The organism is Erwinia sp. AnSW2-5, from assembly GCF_045107195.1.
Classification (GTDB): Bacteria; Pseudomonadota; Gammaproteobacteria; order Enterobacterales; family Enterobacteriaceae; genus Erwinia.
The window spans coordinates 62,267-79,246 of record NZ_JBJGXA010000018.1 but is presented as its reverse complement, the minus strand read 5'-3'; the positions used below and the strand labels follow the sequence as shown (position 1 = coordinate 79,246).

Sequence of the window (16,980 nt, the reverse complement as noted above, 5' to 3'; positions counted from 1 at the left end):
ACGATGTATGAAGCAAGAAACGCCTTCCCTGTCCCTTCCTGACAACAACGCCAGCGCACCGGTAGCGAAGCGCAACTATCAATTGCGCCGCAGCCGTATCGCCTGGCTGCTGGTGGCGCCTGCGCTACTGTTACTGGCCGGCGTCGCTGGCTGGCCTCTCTTTCGAACGCTGTTTTACAGCTTCACTGACGCCATGCTGGATTCGCCTGACGATTACCATTTTGTCGGCTTTTCCAATTATTTTGACTTTGCGGCGGGTGGCCATCATTACGGCGTGCTGGCAGATCCGCTGTGGTGGATGGCCGTTGGTAACACGCTGCGTTTCAGCATGATGTCGGTATCGCTTGAGCTGGTCTTCGGCATGCTGTTGGCGCTGTTGATGAACGAGAAGTTTCGCGGGCAGGGGCTGGTGCGCACCGCAATCCTGGTGCCCTGGGCGATCCCGACGATTGTGTCCGCCAGAATGTGGAGCTGGATGTTTCACGATCAGTACGGCGTGGTGAACGACTTGCTGCTCAACATGGGCGTGATCAACACCCCCCTGGCCTGGGTGGCGGACCCGATGCTCTCAATGTGGGCGGTGGTGATCGTTGATGTGTGGAAAACCACGCCGTTTATGGCACTGATGCTGTTGGCCGCGCTTCAGCTGATCCCCCGCGACTTATACGAAGCGGCACGGATTGATGGCGCCAACGCGTGGCAGCGTTTTCGTCGCATCACGCTGCCCTTAATTATGCCTGCGATGATTGTGGCGCTGATTTTCCGCGTCATGGATGCGCTGCGCGTCTTTGATCTGATTTATATCCTGACCTCCAATAGTGAGGCGACGGTGTCGGTGTCAGGTTACGCACGAGATCAGTTAGTGAGTTATCAGGAAATGGGGTCCGGTTCCGCTGCGTCGGTACTGGTATTCATGATGGTGGCCGGGATTGCAGCGTGTTTTGTGATGCTGGGCCGTCGTAGCAATGGAGAGGCAAAATCATGAGGCTGAACCGTCAACAACAACAGCTTGCCCGGCGTTTAATGATTCTGGCAGCAGCAACACTCGCCTGTTTGATCTGCCTGTTCCCGTTTTATTACGCCATTATCACGTCACTGCGTTCAGGGCAGAATCTCTTCAAGGTGGAGTGGCTACCCAATGAAATGAACTGGGGGAACTATGTCACGGCGCTGATGGATAACGGCATCGCCCGCAGCCTTTTCAACTCGGCAGTGGTGGCAACGCTGACCGTGGGGCTGTGCCTTCTGGTGTCGATTACCGCCGCTTTTGCTTTGTCGCGCATTCAGTTTACAGGCCGCAAGTATTTGCTGTTCACCATTCTCTGCGTGTCGATGTTCCCACAGGTGGCGGTGCTGTCCGGTATGTTTGAGCTGGTGCGTTTTATGGGGTTGTATGACTCGCTTGGCGCGCTGGTGCTCTCCTACACCACCTTTTCATTGCCGTTCACCATCTGGGTGCTGACCACCTTTATGAAAGCTATCCCAACGGAGCTGGAAGAGGCAGCCATCGTCGACGGTGCCAGCACCTGGACCATCATCCGTCGTATTTTCGTGCCGATCATGGGGCCGTCGCTGGTGACAACAGGATTGCTGGCATTTATCGGCGCGTGGAATGAATTCATGTTCGCCCTGACGTTTGTCATTTCCGGTGATAAACGCACCGTGCCTGTTGCGATCGGCATGATGCAGGGATCTTCTCAATTCGAACTCCCGTGGGGGGCCATCATGGCGTCCTCGGTGATCGTAACGCTTCCCATTGTGGCGCTGGTGCTGATCTTCCAGCGACGCATCGTCAGTGGATTAACCAACGGTGCAGTTAAGGGCTAATGCCCACATTATCCTCGTCAGGAGACGTAAACATGGCTACAAAAATCGTTTTAGTGGGTGCAGGCAGTGCTCAGTTTGGCTACGGCACCTTGGGGGACATCTTCCAGAGCCGTACGCTGTACGGCAGTGAAATCGTCCTGCATGACATCAATCCTGCTGCACTGGCGGTGACCGAAAAGACGGCGAAAGACTTTCTGGCAAAAGAAGATTTACCGTTCATCGTCAGTGCCACCACCGACCGTGGCACGGCACTGCGCGGGGCAGAATTTGTCATCATTTCGATTGAGGTGGGCGACCGTTTTGCCTTGTGGGACCTGGACTGGCAGATCCCGCAGCAGTACGGCATTCAGCAGGTTTATGGCGAGAATGGGGGGCCGGGGGGGTTATTCCATTCGCTGCGTATTATTCCACCGATCCTCGATATTTGTGCCGATGTGGCTGACATCTGCCCTGATGCCTGGATTTTTAACTATTCGAATCCCATGAGTCGTATTTGTACCACCGTTCATCGTCGCTTCCCGGAACTCAATTTTGTTGGCATGTGCCATGAAATTGCCTCACTGGAGCGCTATCTGCCTGAAATGCTTAACACCTCATTCGAGAACCTGAGCCTGCGTGCGGGGGGCCTTAACCACTTCAGCGTGCTGCTGGACGCGCGTTACAAAGACAGTGGCAAAGATGCCTATGCCGATGTCCGCGCCAAAGCGCCTGACTATTTCGCCAGCCTGCCGGGTTACAGCGACATCCTGGCGTATACGCGTCAGCACGGCAAACTGGTGGATACCGAGGGCAGTACTGAGCGTCATGCGGTGGGCGGTAAAGACAGTTCGTATCCGTGGGCAGACCGCACCCTGTTCAAAGAGATCCTGGAGAAGTTCCACTGCATGCCTATCACCGTGGATAGCCACTTTGGCGAATACATCAGCTGGGCGAGTGAGGTCAGTGACCATCGTGGCATTCTCGACTTTTACACGTTCTACCGTAACTACCTTGGCGGGGTGCAGCCGAAGATCGAGCTGAAATTAAAGGAAAGAGTGGTGGCGATTATTGAGGGGATCCTGACCGACTCCGGCTATGAAGAGTCCGCCGTCAATATTCCTAATCGTGGGTTTATTAAACAACTGCCCGAATTTATCGCGGTAGAAGTGCCGGCCATCATTGACCGTAAAGGCGTGCACGGTATTCAGGTTGACATCCCACCGGGTATTGGTGGGCTGCTCAGTAATCAGATTGCCATTCACGATCTTACTGCCGAGGCCATTATTGCTGGCTCGCGCGATCTGGTGATTCAGGCGCTGCTGGTGGACTCGGTGAATAACCAATGCCGTGCGATCCCAGAGCTGGTCGATGTGATGATCTCTCGTCAACAGCCGTGGCTCAACTATCTGAAATAGCGTCATTTCATTCATGCCGGTGGCGAACCGGCATCATTTTATTGAGGATGGGGAGAGGAATATGGCGCAGTTGACGCTGGACAAGATTCAAAAACGCTATGGCGCTAAGGCGGAGGTCATTCGTTCGCTGAATTTGCAGATTAAAAGCGGAGAGTTTGTGGTGATCGTCGGGCCTTCTGGCTGCGGCAAGTCAACGCTGCTGCGGATGATTGCCGGGCTGGAGGAGATCAGCGGCGGTGGCATGTACATCGATGGTCACTACGCCAATGACGACAGCCCGGCTGAACGCGGTGTCGGCATGGTTTTCCAGTCATATGCCCTTTATCCGCATATGAGTGTTTATCAGAATATGGCATTCGCGCTGGAGCTTGCGCACTGTTCAAAGCCGGAGATTGATCAACGGGTGCGGGAGTGCGCGCGTATTTTACAGCTGGAGCCGTTGCTGGAACGACGGCCGAAAGATTTGTCTGGTGGCCAGCGTCAGCGCGTGGCGATCGGGCGTGCCATTGTGCGCGAACCGCGACTGTTTCTGTTTGATGAACCGCTATCCAACCTTGATGCCTCGCTGCGGGTGCAGATGCGTATGGAGGTCTCTGCCCTGCATAAACGTCTGGGCGTCACCATTATTTATGTGACGCACGATCAGGTCGAGGCGATGACGCTGGCCGACCGGATCGTGGTGCTTAACCAGGGGAATATCGAACAGGTCGGAACGCCGCTTGAGCTGTACGATCAGCCCGCCAATGAGTTTGTCGCCCAGTTTATCGGTTCACCGAAGATGAATCTGATCCCGGCCACGCTCCGCCGGTCGGGCGAACAGCAAAGCGTGGTGGAACTGGACAATGGCAAAACGCTGGTGTTATCCATCGCCACCCCGGCAGAGGCGGAGGGCCGCAGCGTGAACATCGGTATTCGTCCAGAACATATTCGCAGTGGCGATGTGGAACAGTGTGAATACCAGGGCGAGGTGATGTTTGTTGAACAGATGGGCAATGAAACCCTGCTGTATCTGGACAACGGCAATGCGGGCGAACCCTGGGTCGTGCGGCATGCTGAGCGTTCGGCCATTCATGTTGGCCAAACCGTTGGGGTACGGCTTCCGGTGGAGTGCTGTTACCTGTTCGACAGTCACGGCCAGGCGTTCCAACGTCATCTGGCAAAAGTACACTAATTCGTCTGGGGGAACATCACGTGATAAACGATATGCACAGCGCACCGCACTGGAAAGAGGCCGTGGTTTATCAGGTCTATCCGCGCAGCTTTATGGACAGCAACGGCGACGGTACCGGCGATCTCAACGGTATTATCAGCAAGCTCGATTACCTGCAACAGCTCGGCATCACGCTTTTGTGGTTGTCGCCCGTTTACCGTTCACCTATGGACGATAACGGCTATGACATCTCCGGCTATGAAGAAATTGCCGACATCTTTGGCTCGATGAGCGATATGGAACGCCTGATTTCAGAAGCCAAAGCGCGCGATATCGAGATCCTGATGGATCTGGTGGTCAATCACACCTCTGATGAACACCCCTGGTTTATCGATGCACTGACCTCAAAAAACAGTGCTTACCGTGACTTTTATATCTGGCGAAAACCGGCGGCAGACGGCGGGCCGCCTGATGACTCGCGCTCGAACTTTGGTGGCAGTGCCTGGACGCGCGATCAGGCCAGCGGTGAATACTACCTGCATCAGTTTTCCACGCGCCAGCCCGATCTCAACTGGGAAAACCCGCGCGTTCGCGAAGCCATCCACGCCATGATGAATCGCTGGCTGGATAAGGGCATCGGCGGATTTCGCATGGACGTTATTGACCTGATCGGTAAAGAAGTGGATCAACAGATTATGGCGAATGGCCGCCATCTTCACCGGTATCTTCACCAGATGAACCGGGCGACCTTTGGCCCGCGCGGCAGCGTGACGGTGGGGGAGACGTGGAGCGCAACGCCGGAAGACGCGCTGCTCTACAGTGCCGAAGAGCGGCAAGAGCTGACGATGGTCTTTCAGTTTGAACACATCAAGCTTTTCTGGGATGAACAGTACGGGAAGTGGTGCAACCAGCCGTTTGATCTGTTGCGCTTTAAGGCCGTGATTGACAAGTGGCAGACGGCACTGGCTGACCATGGCTGGAACTCGTTGTTCTGGAGCAACCATGATTTGCCGCGCGCGGTGTCCAAATTTGGTGATGACGGCGAGTATCGCGTGGTGTCAGCAAAAATGCTCGCCACCGCGCTTCACTGCCTTAAAGGCACACCTTACATTTATCAGGGTGAAGAGATTGGCATGACCAACGTGCGTTTTGCCGATATTGACGACTATCGGGACATTGAAAGCCTGAATCTTTATCAGGAACGGATCGGCGAAGGGATGAGCCATGAAGCGATGATGCTCGGTATCCACGCCAACGGGCGCGATAATGCGCGAACGCCGATGCAGTGGGACAGCAGCCCACATGCCGGGTTTACCAGCGGTCAGCCGTGGATTGAGACGAATCCCAACTTCAGGACGGTGAATGTCGCGGCTGCGCTTGACGATCCTGACTCTGTTTTTTACCACTACCAGAAGCTGGTGACATTGCGTAAGCAACTCCCGCTGCTGGTTCACGGTGACTTCAGGCAGATCGTTGTCGACCATCCGCAGGTCTTTGCCTGGCTGCGCACGATGGGGGAGCAGACGCTGGTGGTGATCAATAACTTCACGCGAGAGTCTGTGATGCTGGCGATCCCCGACAACCTGCAGTGCCTGCAGGGCCATTGTCTCATCAGCAATTACGCGCCACGGGAGCGGCTGGAGCCGATGATGGAACTGCAACCTTATGAATCCTTTGCATTACTTATTGGGAGGTTGTGATGGCAAACTGGTGGAAAGAGGCCGTGGCGTATCAGATATACCCGCGCAGCTTCAACGACAGCAATAACGATGGCATTGGTGACCTGAATGGCATCACGGAAAAACTCGATTACCTGGAAGATTTGGGTATCGATCTGATTTGGATCTGCCCCATCTACCAGTCTCCCAATGATGACAACGGCTATGACATCAGCGATTACCAGAAAATCATGGCAGAGTTTGGCACGATGGACGATTTTGACCGTCTGCTTGAACAGGTGCATGCGCGCGGTATGCGCCTGATTATTGATTTAGTGGTGAACCATACTTCTGATGAGCATCCGTGGTTTTTAGCGTCCAGCGCCTCACGGGATAACCCGAAACGCGACTGGTATATCTGGCGCGACGGTAAAGGGGGCGCGGAGCCGAACAACTGGGAAAGCATCTTCAACGGTTCTGCCTGGAAATACAGCGCGGCGACCGGGCAGTATTTCCTGCATCTGTTCTCCGAAAGGCAGCCCGATTTGAACTGGGAGAACCCCGAGGTGCGTTCGGCGGTATACGCCATGATGCGCTGGTGGCTTGACAAAGGGGTGGATGGTTTTCGCATTGATGCCATCTGTCATATGAAAAAAGATCCGACTTTCAGCGATATGCCTAATCCTCTGGCGCTGCCTTACGTACCGTCATTCGAGCGCCATCTCAACTATGACGGGCTGCTTGATTACGTCGATGACATGTGCGAACAGGTGTTCCGTCACTATGACATGGTGACCATCGGCGAAATGAACGGTGCCTCCGCTGAACAGGGTGAAGAGTGGGTCGGCGAGCAGCGCGGCAGGCTGAATATGATCTTTCAGTTTGAGCACGTGAAGCTGTGGCAGGATGGGCAAAAGGACACCCTGGAGGCCAGCCTTGATTTACCCGGCTTAAAAGAGATTTTCACGCGCTGGCAGACGCTGCTGGAAAACAAAGGCTGGAACGCGTTATACGTGGAAAATCATGATCTTCCCCGCGTGGTATCGGGCTGGGGCGACGATAAAAATTATCAACGCGAAAGCGCGACCGCCATTGCGGCGATGTTCTTCCTGATGAAAGGGACGCCGTTTATTTATCAGGGGCAGGAACTTGGCATGACCAATACGCATTTCGCCAGCCTGGAGGATTTTGACGACGTTGCTGCGAAGAAACTCGCCGTTGAAATGCGCCGACAGGGCAGGGAAGAGCCAGAGATCCTCGCATTCCTCAGCCGCACCGGGCGCGATAACTCTCGCACCCCGATGCAGTGGGATCAGAGTGCCCACGGCGGTTTCAGCAATGCTACCCCCTGGTTTCCTGCCAACAGTCATTATCCTGAGATCAACGTGGCGGATCAGCGTGCTGACAGCGGTTCCGTGCTGAACTTCTATCGTGCGCTAATTCGTCTGCGTCGGCAGATGCCGGTATTGATCGAAGGGGCTTATCAACTCCTGCTGCCGACACATCCGCAGATTTATGCTTATATCCGTAGTCTGAATGAACAGCAGGTGTTGGTGATCGTCAATTTCAGTGCCCGCCAGCAGGAGATAGATCCGCAACAGCTGTTACTGGACGGCTGGCAACCGTTGCTGAGCAATTATCAGGAACAGGGGAAACGACAGAGCTTACGGGCTTATGAGGCACAGATTTATCAGCGGTAACATCTCTGCCTTTAAGGGGATATCTGATAATTTTCACAGCTTTTCTATCAGTGATTTTAATTGTGCAATGACAGATTTTTTCTCATCCACGTCTTCTCCACCGTAAGGACAGGTTGACTGGCGGATAATCAAATGTGTCGGCAGCAATTCACGGATGCGAATCTGAGGGGCGGCCATCTGCTGGATTAACAACTCGACGGCCCGCTTACCCAGCTTGTTGAAATCCTGCGCAACGGTTGTGAGCGGTGGCTGGAAATAGAGGCTGTCCGCCGTATCATCATAACCGGTGACGGAAACCATCCTGTTGCCGGTGCGATTCAGTTGCGCGAGAGCGCTCAAAACCCCTAGCGCCATTTGATCGTTCGCTACGACGATCGCGCTAATCCGCGTATACTGATGTAACAGCTCAAAGGCCTTATGCCGGCCACTGGCGGCACTCCAGTCACCAAAGACCGTAACCGCATTACTCACCCCAAGCCGGTGCAATGTCTCACGCCAGCTACTCAATCGCATACGCGCCGAAACGGAACTCTCAGGCCCTGCCAGCAGGCCAAACTCCCGATGCCCCAGTTCCCAGAGATGACGGATGCATGCTCCGCAGCCATCAAGGTGATCAAACCGGACGCAGCAGACATCCGTTTCCGGCGAAACATCTAAAAACAGACAGCAAATATCCGGGTTTTCATTCACCATTTTTTCCGCAATGTGATCCTCAAGGGGCAGATTAATCACCGCGCCCCGGATATTTTGTGCGCGAAATTCATTCAGCCGCGCCTGAAGTGAGGCATAGTCAGCCATCACCGGCATCGCGATAGCAACCTCCAGTTGATGTGTACCTGCGTGACTTTTTATCGCAGCGGCGATTTGCGAGGGCGCATGCAGAGTCAATGACGCGGTAATCAACCCTATAGACGGTGCCGACTTCCCCGCCAGCAATTGTGCTGAGCGGTTCGGTACATAGTGCAGTGCCTGCATTGCACGAATGACTTTATCGCGGGTACGCTCAGCCACCACATCAGGTTTATTCAGCACGCGTGAGACCGTCTGCTGGGATACACCGGCCTCGCGAGCCACATCTTCTAAGGTTGCCGTACGGCGCTCCATCGTTTTTTCCTTTAGCTGCTAATAATGTCATTCGCTAACATTTTATGTCAGAAAGACGACAATAAATTGTTGCTTTAGTCTTGTTTCGTGATCGTTCGTGAGTTTCAACTTCAACATTGTTGCCGCTATTAACAAAATATCTGATAACTCATTCTATCTTGTCTAGCGAATGACATTTTATATTGATCCTACAGGTATACCTATGCGACATCACGATTGCCACCTCTCCGGTGGTCCTCTGTTTCATGACGTACTTGCCCGTGAAGACTGGCAAAACCAGACCATTACGCACCTGAACCGTTTACCGGCCCATCCGACCTTTGCCAGCTGGCGCGATCTTCGCTCGGCAAGGGAGAATCAGTTCTCTGCACACCGCCGCCTGCTGGATGGTCAGTGGCAATTTTCTTATGCCCGCAGCCCGTTTGAGGTGGACGCCAGCTGGCTGGAAAACGATTTGGCTGACAGTCGCAGTACACCGGTCCCCTCGAACTGGCAAATGGAGGGGTATGACGTGCCAATCTATACCAACGTGCGTTATCCCATCGATACTACGCCGCCACGCGTACCCGACGAAAACCCGACCGGTTGCTATTCACTCTCGTTTAGCGTGGAGAAAGACTGGCTGGCTGAGGGCCAGACGCAGATTATCTTCGATGGCGTTAACTCCGCATTCCACTTGTGGTGCAACGGCGAATGGGTCGGTTACTCGCAGGACAGTCGCCTGCCTGCGGCCTTCGATCTCAGTGCGTTCCTACAGGCGGGCGAGAACCGCCTCTGCGTCATGGTGATGCGCTGGAGCGCAGGCACCTGGCTTGAAGATCAGGATATGTGGCGTATGAGCGGGATCTTCCGTTCCGTCTGGCTGCTGAATAAACCGACGCTGCACCTGAGCGATGTACACCTCACTCCGCAACTCGATGCGCTTTATCGCGATGCCGAACTGGAGGTCCATGCCACCGTCGCCGCCCCGACACAGCTGCTGGAAAAACTCACGGTGGCCGTTGAGCTGTGGAATGACACGCAACGGGTCGCCAGACATCAGCAGTCGCTCGGTTCACCAGTCACTGATGAACGCGGTAATTATGCTGAACGCACCGTGATGCGTTTCCCTGTGGAACGTCCGGCACTGTGGAGCGCGGAAACACCGAACTGCTACCGGGCAGTCGTCTCACTGTGGCGTGGCGATGAACTGATTGAAGCCGAAGCCTGGGATATCGGGTTTCGCCGGGTTGAAATCGATAATGGCCTGTTGAAGTTGAATGGTAAACCGTTGTTGATCCGGGGTGTAAACCGTCATGAGCACCACCATCAGCGCGGTCAGGTTGTTACCGAAGAAGATATGGTGCAGGACATTCTGCTGATGAAGCAGAATAACTTTAACGCTGCTCGCTGCTCTCACTATCCTAACGCGCCACGCTGGTACGAACTCTGTAACCACTATGGCCTGTACGTGGTCGATGAGGCTAATATCGAGACCCACGGCATGGTGCCAATGAGCCGTCTTTCCGACGATCCGTCCTGGTTAGCGGCCTGGAGCGCCCGCGTCACACGAATGGTGCAAAACAATCGCAACCACCCGTCGATTATTATCTGGTCGCTGGGCAATGAGTCCGGCGTGGGTGGCAATCACGAAGCTATGTACCACTGGCTCAAGCGTAACGACCCGTCACGTCCGGTGCAGTATGAAGGCGGCGGCGCTAACAGCACGACCACCGATATTCTCTGCCCGATGTATGCCCGCGTAAAAAGCGATCAGATTATTCCTGCGGTACCGAAATGGGGGATTAAAAAGTGGATCAGCCTGCCTGGCGAGCAGCGCCCGTTAATCCTTTGCGAATACGCTCACGCAATGGGCAACAGTCTGGGAAATTTTGCCGATTACTGGCAAGCATTCCGTGATTATCCGCGCCTGCAGGGGGGCTTTATCTGGGACTGGGCCGATCAGGCCATCACTAAAACTTTCGATGATGGTAGCGTCGGCTGGGCATATGGCGGTGATTTTGGCGATAAACCCAACGATCGCCAGTTCTGTATGAACGGTCTTGTCTTCCCCGACCGTAGCCCTCATCCGTCATTAATTGAAGCCAAACATGCACAGCAATACTTCCAGTTTACCCTGCTGTCGCAAACGCCGCTTTGCATTAGCATTACCAGTGAGTACCTGTTTCGCACAACGGATAACGAGGCGTTGCACTGGCAGGTCCAGGCTGCTGGAGAAACGGTTGCCAGCGGCAGCTTAACCCTTGAGCTTCACCCTGAAGGACATCGCGAGCTAACGCTGTCGGGGACATTAACACTGCCTGCCGGGGCCGAAGACGTATGGCTCACGCTGGAGGTTATCCAGCCGCAGGCCACGAAATGGTCCGATGCCGGGCATCGCGTCGCCTGGCAGCAGTTTGCCCTCGCAGCACCGCTGGTGCTTCGGGCACCTTTGTCAGCAGGAAATGCCCCTGAGCTTGAGCTTAGTGACAGTGCATGGACGGTGCGCAGCGGCTCGCAGCAGTGGGTGATCGACCGTCAAAGCGGACTGTTGGCACACTGGCAGGTGGACGGCGTGGAGCAACTGCTGACCCCGTTGCGCGACCAGTTCGTACGCGCACCACTGGATAATGATATTGGCGTGAGTGAAGTGGAGCGCATCGATCCCAACGCCTGGGTTGAACGCTGGAAAAGTGCTGGCCTGTACAACCTCACTACCCGCTGCGTGCAGTGTGACGCGCAGCGTCTGAACAGCAGCGTTGTTGTAGATAGCCGCTGGCATTACCTGAGCGGGGACGAGGTTATGATCGTCAGCCACTGGCGGATGACCTTTGACGCACAAGGCAAGCTGCACCTGGCCATTGACGGCGAACGTGCTGGCACCCTGCCGCCGCTGCCACGCATCGGGCTGAATTTCCAGGTACGGGATCAGAACAAACCGGTCTCATGGCTGGGATTCGGCCCGCATGAGAACTACCCGGATCGTCGCACCAGCGCCTGTTTCTCCCGCTGGGAACTGCCACTGGACGAGATGACGACACCGTACATATTCCCCACTGAGAATGGCCTGCGTTGTGATAACAAAGCACTTGACTGGGGGCGCTGGCATGTGGCGGGCGATTTCCACTTTTCCCTACAGCCTTACGGTACCGCGCAATTAATGAAGACTGACCACTGGCACTGGATGCAGCCGGAAAGTGGCGTCTGGATAACCCTTGATGGGCAGCACATGGGCGTCGGCGGTGATGACTCCTGGACACCCAGCGTACTGCAGCAATGGCTATTGCTTGAAACACAATGGAAATATCAGTTAACGATTCATTTCCAGTAATAATCGAAGCGTGAGCCACGGGCTTACCGGCATAACCAGATGGAACAGTCAAAATGAAACTCTCTGAACTCGCACCAAGAGAACGACATAACTTCATTTACTTTATGTTGTTCTTCTTCTTATATTATTTCATTATGTCGGCCTACTTTCCTTTCTTTCCGGTCTGGCTGGCAGAAGTTAACCACTTAACCAAAACAGAAACAGGGATTGTGTTTTCATCTATCTCGCTGTTTGCAATTATTTTCCAGCCGGTGTTTGGTCTGCTCTCCGATAAACTGGGATTACGCAAACACTTGCTCTGGATTATCACGGTCTTACTGATTTTATTTGCACCCTTCTTTATTTTTGTTCTGTCCCCTCTACTGCAGATGAATGTTTTTGCGGGCGCCCTGGCTGGCGGGATCTATCTGGGAGTCGTCTTCTCCAGTGGATCCGGTGCGGTAGAAGCCTATATTGAACGCGTGAGTCGGGCTAACCGTTTTGAGTACGGAAAGGTTCGTGTTTCCGGCTGTATTGGCTGGGCGTTATGTGCATCAATCACCGGTATTTTATTTAGCATCGACCCTAATATTACATTCTGGATCGCCTCCGGTTTTGCTCTGGCGCTTGCCGTACTGTTATGGATGTCACGCCCGGAAGGGAGCAACAGCGAGCGGGTTATCGACGCACTTGGTGCCAACCGCCAGGCTTTTTCTATGCGCACCGCCGCCGAGCTATTGCGGATGCCACGCTTCTGGGGATTTATTATTTACGTGGTAGGCGTCGCCAGTGTCTATGACGTATTCGACCAGCAGTTTGCTAACTTCTTCAAAGGTTTTTTCTCCAGCCCACAACGCGGGACCGAAGTGTTTGGTTTTGTCACTACCGGTGGGGAGATACTCAATGCAACGATTATGTTTTTTGCCCCTGCCATCGTTAACCGCATTGGTGCGAAGAACGCCCTCCTGGCCGCAGGCGTCATTATGTCGGCGCGTATTTTGGGTTCTTCTTTTGCCTCTTCAGCCACAGAAGTGGTTATCTTAAAAATGCTCCATATGTTTGAACTTCCGTTCCTCCTGGTCGGCACCTTTAAATATATCTCCTCGGCATTTAACCCAAAACTGTCGGCAACCTTGTTCCTGATTGGTTTTAATTTATCGAAACAACTTTCGGGCGTCGTACTGTCGACATGGGTAGGCCGGATGTATGACACCGTAGGCTTCCATCAGGCTTATCTTGTTTTAGGCTGTATCACACTGAGCTTTACCGTTATTTCACTGTTTACCTTGAAAGGAAGTAAAACACTGCTCTCGACATCCGAATATAACAACGCAACCTGATAAGAAATGCCCGTCTCACAGAGCGGGCATTTATCCTTCTTCAGAACGGTGATGATCTGGTGCCCGGTAAATCGGGCTTTACGCATGGTGATCTCCTCAAGGACATATTCAGTATGTCGGAAGATCTCTAAAAGTGAATGGCGCGGATTGCAGGGATACTTACATGAGGGCGGGCGGGTTGAAGTAGAGGTACGATCGTTAGAAAAATCCATTCAATTGCGCATCTCAGATGCAGGGCCAGGAATCATAGTTGAATTGAGGGAGCGGGTGTTCGACAGATTTTTTCGTGATCCCAATCAGATACAAAGCGGGAGTGGATTGGGGCTTGCAATAGTCAAAGCGGTTGCGCAGCAACATAACAGCAGTGTTTTACTTAGTACGTCTGCAGAAGGTGGGCTCATGGTTATTGTTGATATCCCAAATCACAATTCCGTCTGAAAGAGATCGCAATTTTAGCCCCAATCATGCGCAGGACATTTAGCAGAATAATGGAGCATAAATTGAAATATTTGGCCCTGGCTACAATATTACTTTCTATATCACTGAGCGGATGCGCCATAACCGTCAGCGATTTGAAAAACAGCAAATCATCCTTAGACGGCAGTTTTATTAGCAAGACGGGGTCCTCCAATACTTATCGAACCCTAAGGCACATGGCAAGGCAGTGTCTGGAATATGAGACATATTCAGGAAATCCGGTCATCGTATTAAGCGAGTTTGACGGTGAGCGTAAAGAAGGTGAAATCACTCAAAAGCTTGTTTCAGAGGGACTGTTGATCAACAACACGCTAATTCAGATAGAAAGTCATGATGGTGACAACGCTAAGATAAGCCTGTACACCACCAAGAATATCTTGAGCACGGGCATCAGGTCGCCAAATATAAGTGATATCAAGCGATGGAATGACGGCGACAGAGCCTGCTGACACATAGCCATACTGACGTGCCCCAGGATGAGATACAACGCTCACTTAGTTATGTCGGATCCTTTTCTATCAGAATGACCCTTTCTCCAGCCCGCCGCAAATTCTGGGTACAGACGCAGATGCATATGGCGACAGCTATAGTGAAATTGTTGATACAGCGACAACGCTTCTGCCGGGTCTAGTGGATGATCTTATTGATGAACTTTCTATTTTTATTGAAGAGTATCCAGACAATGAATCTGCGGCTTGCTCCCTGAATGAAATCACCAGGATGAAAGTTGGCGATCTGTCTTTTCTCCATCCATCAGCGATTGAATTTTTGCAATGGTTGTTAGGGTATCTGAAACAAAAGCAGCATGCTTGAAACGTCATGTAAATCCCCATGCCAGATCGTGATGCCATTGCGGGTGTCAGAACCGACAGCGAGCACATTCTTGCGGGGAGGGGGCCAGTTCGGGGTAAGCCGGACGTCACGCGACAGGACGTCGCGTGCCGAGGCCCGCAGGGATGCGGATTTTGCCGATCCGGTGTGCCCGAACTGGCCCCAGACCTGTCACCTATCTCCCAGCCACTCCGGGTGAAAAGTCAGCACCTGTGCCTGCGGGCTGAGCGGAACAAATGGTCAGCCCCTGTGCCAGCAGAAAACAAAAAGCCCGCTCAGGTTTCCCTGAGCGGGCTTCTCTAAATTTGGCTCCTCTGACTGGACTCGAACCAGTGACATACGGATTAACAGTCCGCCGTTCTACCGACTGAACTACAGAGGAATCGTGTGAACGAGGCGAATAGTAATCATCGCAGGCGGAGGTGTCAACGGCAAAAGTCACGATGTGCAACCAACTGCTGATGTTTGCAGCAACCTGATGATTTACTCAACATTTATCGCGTTTTATCGTCAGTAATCGCTGCCCTATAGCATGCTGAGAAATAGAGTCGTGCCAAAGCGCAGTGGGCGGGGGGAGATAATTTTCATCGTATGGTTCATTTCTGCAATCGGTTTCATCGTGCTGTTCACTCCACCGATTTTACTCTACTATTTCTGCCGTTCAGGCGGTGCTGACGTCGGGTTAAGGCAGTGCGATCGCGCTGCGGCGCCGCTAACTCTCCGTATTATTTAAGGAAAAGTGGCATGAAAGACAGGTTTCCGCAGGGCTTTATGTGGGGCGGCGCAACGGCTGCCAATCAGGTTGAAGGGGCATACGACGTTGACGGCAAAGGCCTGTCGATTGTCGATGCTATCCCGGGCGGCAAACAGCGCCTGAGCATTGTGGCCTCGCCAGAGTTCGACTTTACGCTGGATGAAACCCGCTACACCTATCCCAACCACAAAGGCATCGACCACTATCAGCGCTTCCGCGAAGATATCGCGCTGTTTGCCGAGATGGGTTTCAAATGCTACCGCTTCTCGATTGCCTGGACGCGCATCTACCCGAACGGCATTGAACAGCAGCCGAACGAGGCGGGCCTCAGCCATTACGACCAGGTGATTGATGCCTGTATTGCGCACGGCATTGAGCCGGTGATCACCATTTCCCACTATGAGATGCCGCTGCACCTCGCGACCGTGTTCGGTGGCTGGAAAAACCGTGAGGTGATCGGCCACTTTGAGCGCTTTGCCCGCACGGTGCTGGAACGTTTCGGCCACAAAGTGAAGTACTGGATGACCTTTAACGAGATCAACAGCGCCGCGCACTTCCCGATGATGAGCCAGGGGCTGACGGTGAAAACCGGCGCGCTGGACGCGCAGGCGAAATTCCAGGGCTGGCATAATCAGTTTGTTGCCAGCAGCCTGGCAGTGAAAATTGCCCATGAAACCAATGCGCAGATCCAGATGGGCTGCATGATCCTGTTTGCCACCAACTACGCCTACGACTGTAATCCGCTCAACCAGCTGGCTTCGCTGAAACAGACGCAGGCGTTTAACTTCTACTGCGCTGATGTGCAGGCGGGCGGGAAATATCCGTACTACGCCAAAAAACTGTGGCAGTCGCTGGGCGTGACGCTGGATATCCAGCCGGGCGATCTGGAACTGATTAAGCAGCACACCGTCGACTACATCGGTTTCAGCTATTACATGTCCTCCACCACCTATGCCACCGACCCGGATGCGGCAGCAGCCAGCGGCAACCTGCTGGGCGGGGCGCGTAACCCGTTCCTTGAAGCCAGTGCCTGGGGCTGGGAGATTGACCCGGTTGGCCTGCGTATTGCGCTGAACCAGCTGTATGACCGCTACGAGAAGCCGCTGTTTATTGTTGAAAACGGTCTGGGCGCGGTCGATGAGCCGGACGCTGACTTCACCATCATTGATGACTACCGCATTAACTACCTGCGTAAGCACATTGATGCGATGGCAGAAGCGATTGACGATGGCGTTGAGCTGATGGGATACACGCCGTGGGGCTGCATCGATCTGGTGAGTATGTCGACCGGGGAGATGAGCAAGCGTTACGGCTTTATCTATGTTGATCTGGACGACAAGATCAGCGGCACCGGCAACCGCTACAAGAAGAAATCCTTCCACTGGTATCAGAAAGTGATTGCCACTAACGGCCAGGATATCAGCTAAACCGACAGAAACGGCGTCCTGTGCAGACG

12 protein-coding genes, 1 tRNA gene and 1 pseudogene are annotated in these 16,980 nt (G+C 53.6%); 12 read left to right on the top strand and 2 right to left on the bottom strand.

What is annotated here, in order from left to right:
* Window positions 1-7 precede the first annotated feature (7 nt).
* From ACFL9S_RS14620 to ACFL9S_RS14595, 6 genes are all read left to right on the top strand, one after another.
* Complete coding sequence (locus ACFL9S_RS14620) at window positions 8-985, top strand: carbohydrate ABC transporter permease (protein ID WP_405262620.1); 978 nt, start codon at window positions 8-10, stop codon at window positions 983-985.
* On the top strand, window positions 982-1,827 hold the full coding sequence (locus tag ACFL9S_RS14615; protein WP_405262619.1) for a carbohydrate ABC transporter permease: 846 nt from the start codon (window positions 982-984) through the stop codon (window positions 1,825-1,827). The genes ACFL9S_RS14620 and ACFL9S_RS14615 overlap by 4 nt, the downstream gene beginning before the upstream one ends.
* Before the next feature lie 32 nt (window positions 1,828-1,859).
* Window positions 1,860-3,221 (top strand): alpha-glucosidase, encoded by a 1,362-nt coding sequence (locus tag ACFL9S_RS14610; RefSeq protein WP_405262618.1) that lies wholly within the window; start codon window positions 1,860-1,862, stop codon window positions 3,219-3,221.
* A gap of 61 nt (window positions 3,222-3,282) precedes the next feature.
* On the top strand, window positions 3,283-4,392 hold the full coding sequence (locus tag ACFL9S_RS14605) for an ABC transporter ATP-binding protein (RefSeq protein WP_405262617.1): 1,110 nt from the start codon (window positions 3,283-3,285) through the stop codon (window positions 4,390-4,392).
* A gap of 32 nt (window positions 4,393-4,424) precedes the next feature.
* The gene (locus tag ACFL9S_RS14600) at window positions 4,425-6,071 is read left to right on the top strand and encodes an alpha-glucosidase (RefSeq protein WP_405262727.1); all 1,647 of its coding nucleotides are present in this window, start codon (window positions 4,425-4,427) and stop codon (window positions 6,069-6,071) included.
* The gene (locus tag ACFL9S_RS14595) at window positions 6,071-7,729 is read left to right on the top strand and encodes an alpha-glucosidase (RefSeq protein ID WP_405262616.1); all 1,659 of its coding nucleotides are present in this window, start codon (window positions 6,071-6,073) and stop codon (window positions 7,727-7,729) included. Before ACFL9S_RS14600 ends, ACFL9S_RS14595 begins: the two co-directional genes overlap by 1 nt.
* Window positions 7,730-7,762: 33 nt before the next feature.
* Here the strand turns inward: ACFL9S_RS14595 and ACFL9S_RS14590 are convergent, their stop codons facing one another.
* A complete protein-coding gene (locus ACFL9S_RS14590) occupies window positions 7,763-8,833 on the bottom strand; it encodes a LacI family DNA-binding transcriptional regulator (protein ID WP_405262615.1) in 1,071 nt (356 codons plus the stop codon).
* 202 nt (window positions 8,834-9,035) lie between these two features.
* Here ACFL9S_RS14590 and ACFL9S_RS14585 point away from each other — a divergent pair, with 202 nt between their 5' ends.
* The 5 genes and pseudogenes from ACFL9S_RS14585 to ACFL9S_RS14565 all read left to right on the top strand — a co-directional run bounded on the left by ACFL9S_RS14585 (window position 9,036) and on the right by ACFL9S_RS14565 (window position 14,752).
* The gene (locus ACFL9S_RS14585; RefSeq protein WP_405262614.1) at window positions 9,036-12,143 is read left to right on the top strand and encodes a beta-galactosidase; all 3,108 of its coding nucleotides are present in this window, start codon (window positions 9,036-9,038) and stop codon (window positions 12,141-12,143) included.
* A gap of 53 nt (window positions 12,144-12,196) precedes the next feature.
* The gene (locus ACFL9S_RS14580; RefSeq protein WP_405262613.1) at window positions 12,197-13,462 is read left to right on the top strand and encodes an MFS transporter; all 1,266 of its coding nucleotides are present in this window, start codon (window positions 12,197-12,199) and stop codon (window positions 13,460-13,462) included.
* 156 nt (window positions 13,463-13,618) lie between these two features.
* Window positions 13,619-13,900 (top strand): annotated as a pseudogene (locus tag ACFL9S_RS14575) (sensor histidine kinase); the annotation flags it as partial.
* A gap of 50 nt (window positions 13,901-13,950) precedes the next feature.
* Complete coding sequence (locus ACFL9S_RS14570; RefSeq protein ID WP_405262612.1) at window positions 13,951-14,388, top strand: hypothetical protein; 438 nt, start codon at window positions 13,951-13,953, stop codon at window positions 14,386-14,388.
* A gap of 181 nt (window positions 14,389-14,569) precedes the next feature.
* The gene (locus ACFL9S_RS14565; protein WP_405262611.1) at window positions 14,570-14,752 is read left to right on the top strand and encodes a hypothetical protein; all 183 of its coding nucleotides are present in this window, start codon (window positions 14,570-14,572) and stop codon (window positions 14,750-14,752) included.
* 324 nt (window positions 14,753-15,076) lie between these two features.
* Here the strand turns inward: ACFL9S_RS14565 and ACFL9S_RS14560 are convergent.
* Window positions 15,077-15,152: transfer RNA gene (locus ACFL9S_RS14560), tRNA-Asn, on the bottom strand.
* 362 nt (window positions 15,153-15,514) lie between these two features.
* Here ACFL9S_RS14560 and ACFL9S_RS14555 point away from each other — a divergent pair.
* Complete coding sequence (locus tag ACFL9S_RS14555; protein WP_405262610.1) at window positions 15,515-16,951, top strand: glycoside hydrolase family 1 protein; 1,437 nt, start codon at window positions 15,515-15,517, stop codon at window positions 16,949-16,951.
* Window positions 16,952-16,980 lie beyond the last annotated feature (29 nt).

What these genes read in the sequence shown, in the direction of transcription:
- ACFL9S_RS14620 (WP_405262620.1), top strand. Translation starts at nt 8, where the DNA reads ATGAAGCAAGAAACGCCTTCCCTGTCCCTTCCTGACAACAACGCCAGC.
- ACFL9S_RS14615 (WP_405262619.1), top strand. Translation starts at nt 982, where the DNA reads ATGAGGCTGAACCGTCAACAACAACAGCTTGCCCGGCGTTTAATGATT.
- ACFL9S_RS14610 (WP_405262618.1), top strand. Translation starts at nt 1,860, where the DNA reads ATGGCTACAAAAATCGTTTTAGTGGGTGCAGGCAGTGCTCAGTTTGGC.
- ACFL9S_RS14605 (WP_405262617.1), top strand. Translation starts at nt 3,283, where the DNA reads ATGGCGCAGTTGACGCTGGACAAGATTCAAAAACGCTATGGCGCTAAG.
- ACFL9S_RS14600 (WP_405262727.1), top strand. Translation starts at nt 4,425, where the DNA reads ATGCACAGCGCACCGCACTGGAAAGAGGCCGTGGTTTATCAGGTCTAT.
- ACFL9S_RS14595 (WP_405262616.1), top strand. Translation starts at nt 6,071, where the DNA reads ATGGCAAACTGGTGGAAAGAGGCCGTGGCGTATCAGATATACCCGCGC.
- ACFL9S_RS14590 (WP_405262615.1), bottom strand. Translation starts at nt 8,833, where the DNA reads ATGGAGCGCCGTACGGCAACCTTAGAAGATGTGGCTCGCGAGGCCGGT.
- ACFL9S_RS14585 (WP_405262614.1), top strand. Translation starts at nt 9,036, where the DNA reads ATGCGACATCACGATTGCCACCTCTCCGGTGGTCCTCTGTTTCATGAC.
- ACFL9S_RS14580 (WP_405262613.1), top strand. Translation starts at nt 12,197, where the DNA reads ATGAAACTCTCTGAACTCGCACCAAGAGAACGACATAACTTCATTTAC.
- ACFL9S_RS14570 (WP_405262612.1), top strand. Translation starts at nt 13,951, where the DNA reads ATGGAGCATAAATTGAAATATTTGGCCCTGGCTACAATATTACTTTCT.
- ACFL9S_RS14555 (WP_405262610.1), top strand. Translation starts at nt 15,515, where the DNA reads ATGAAAGACAGGTTTCCGCAGGGCTTTATGTGGGGCGGCGCAACGGCT.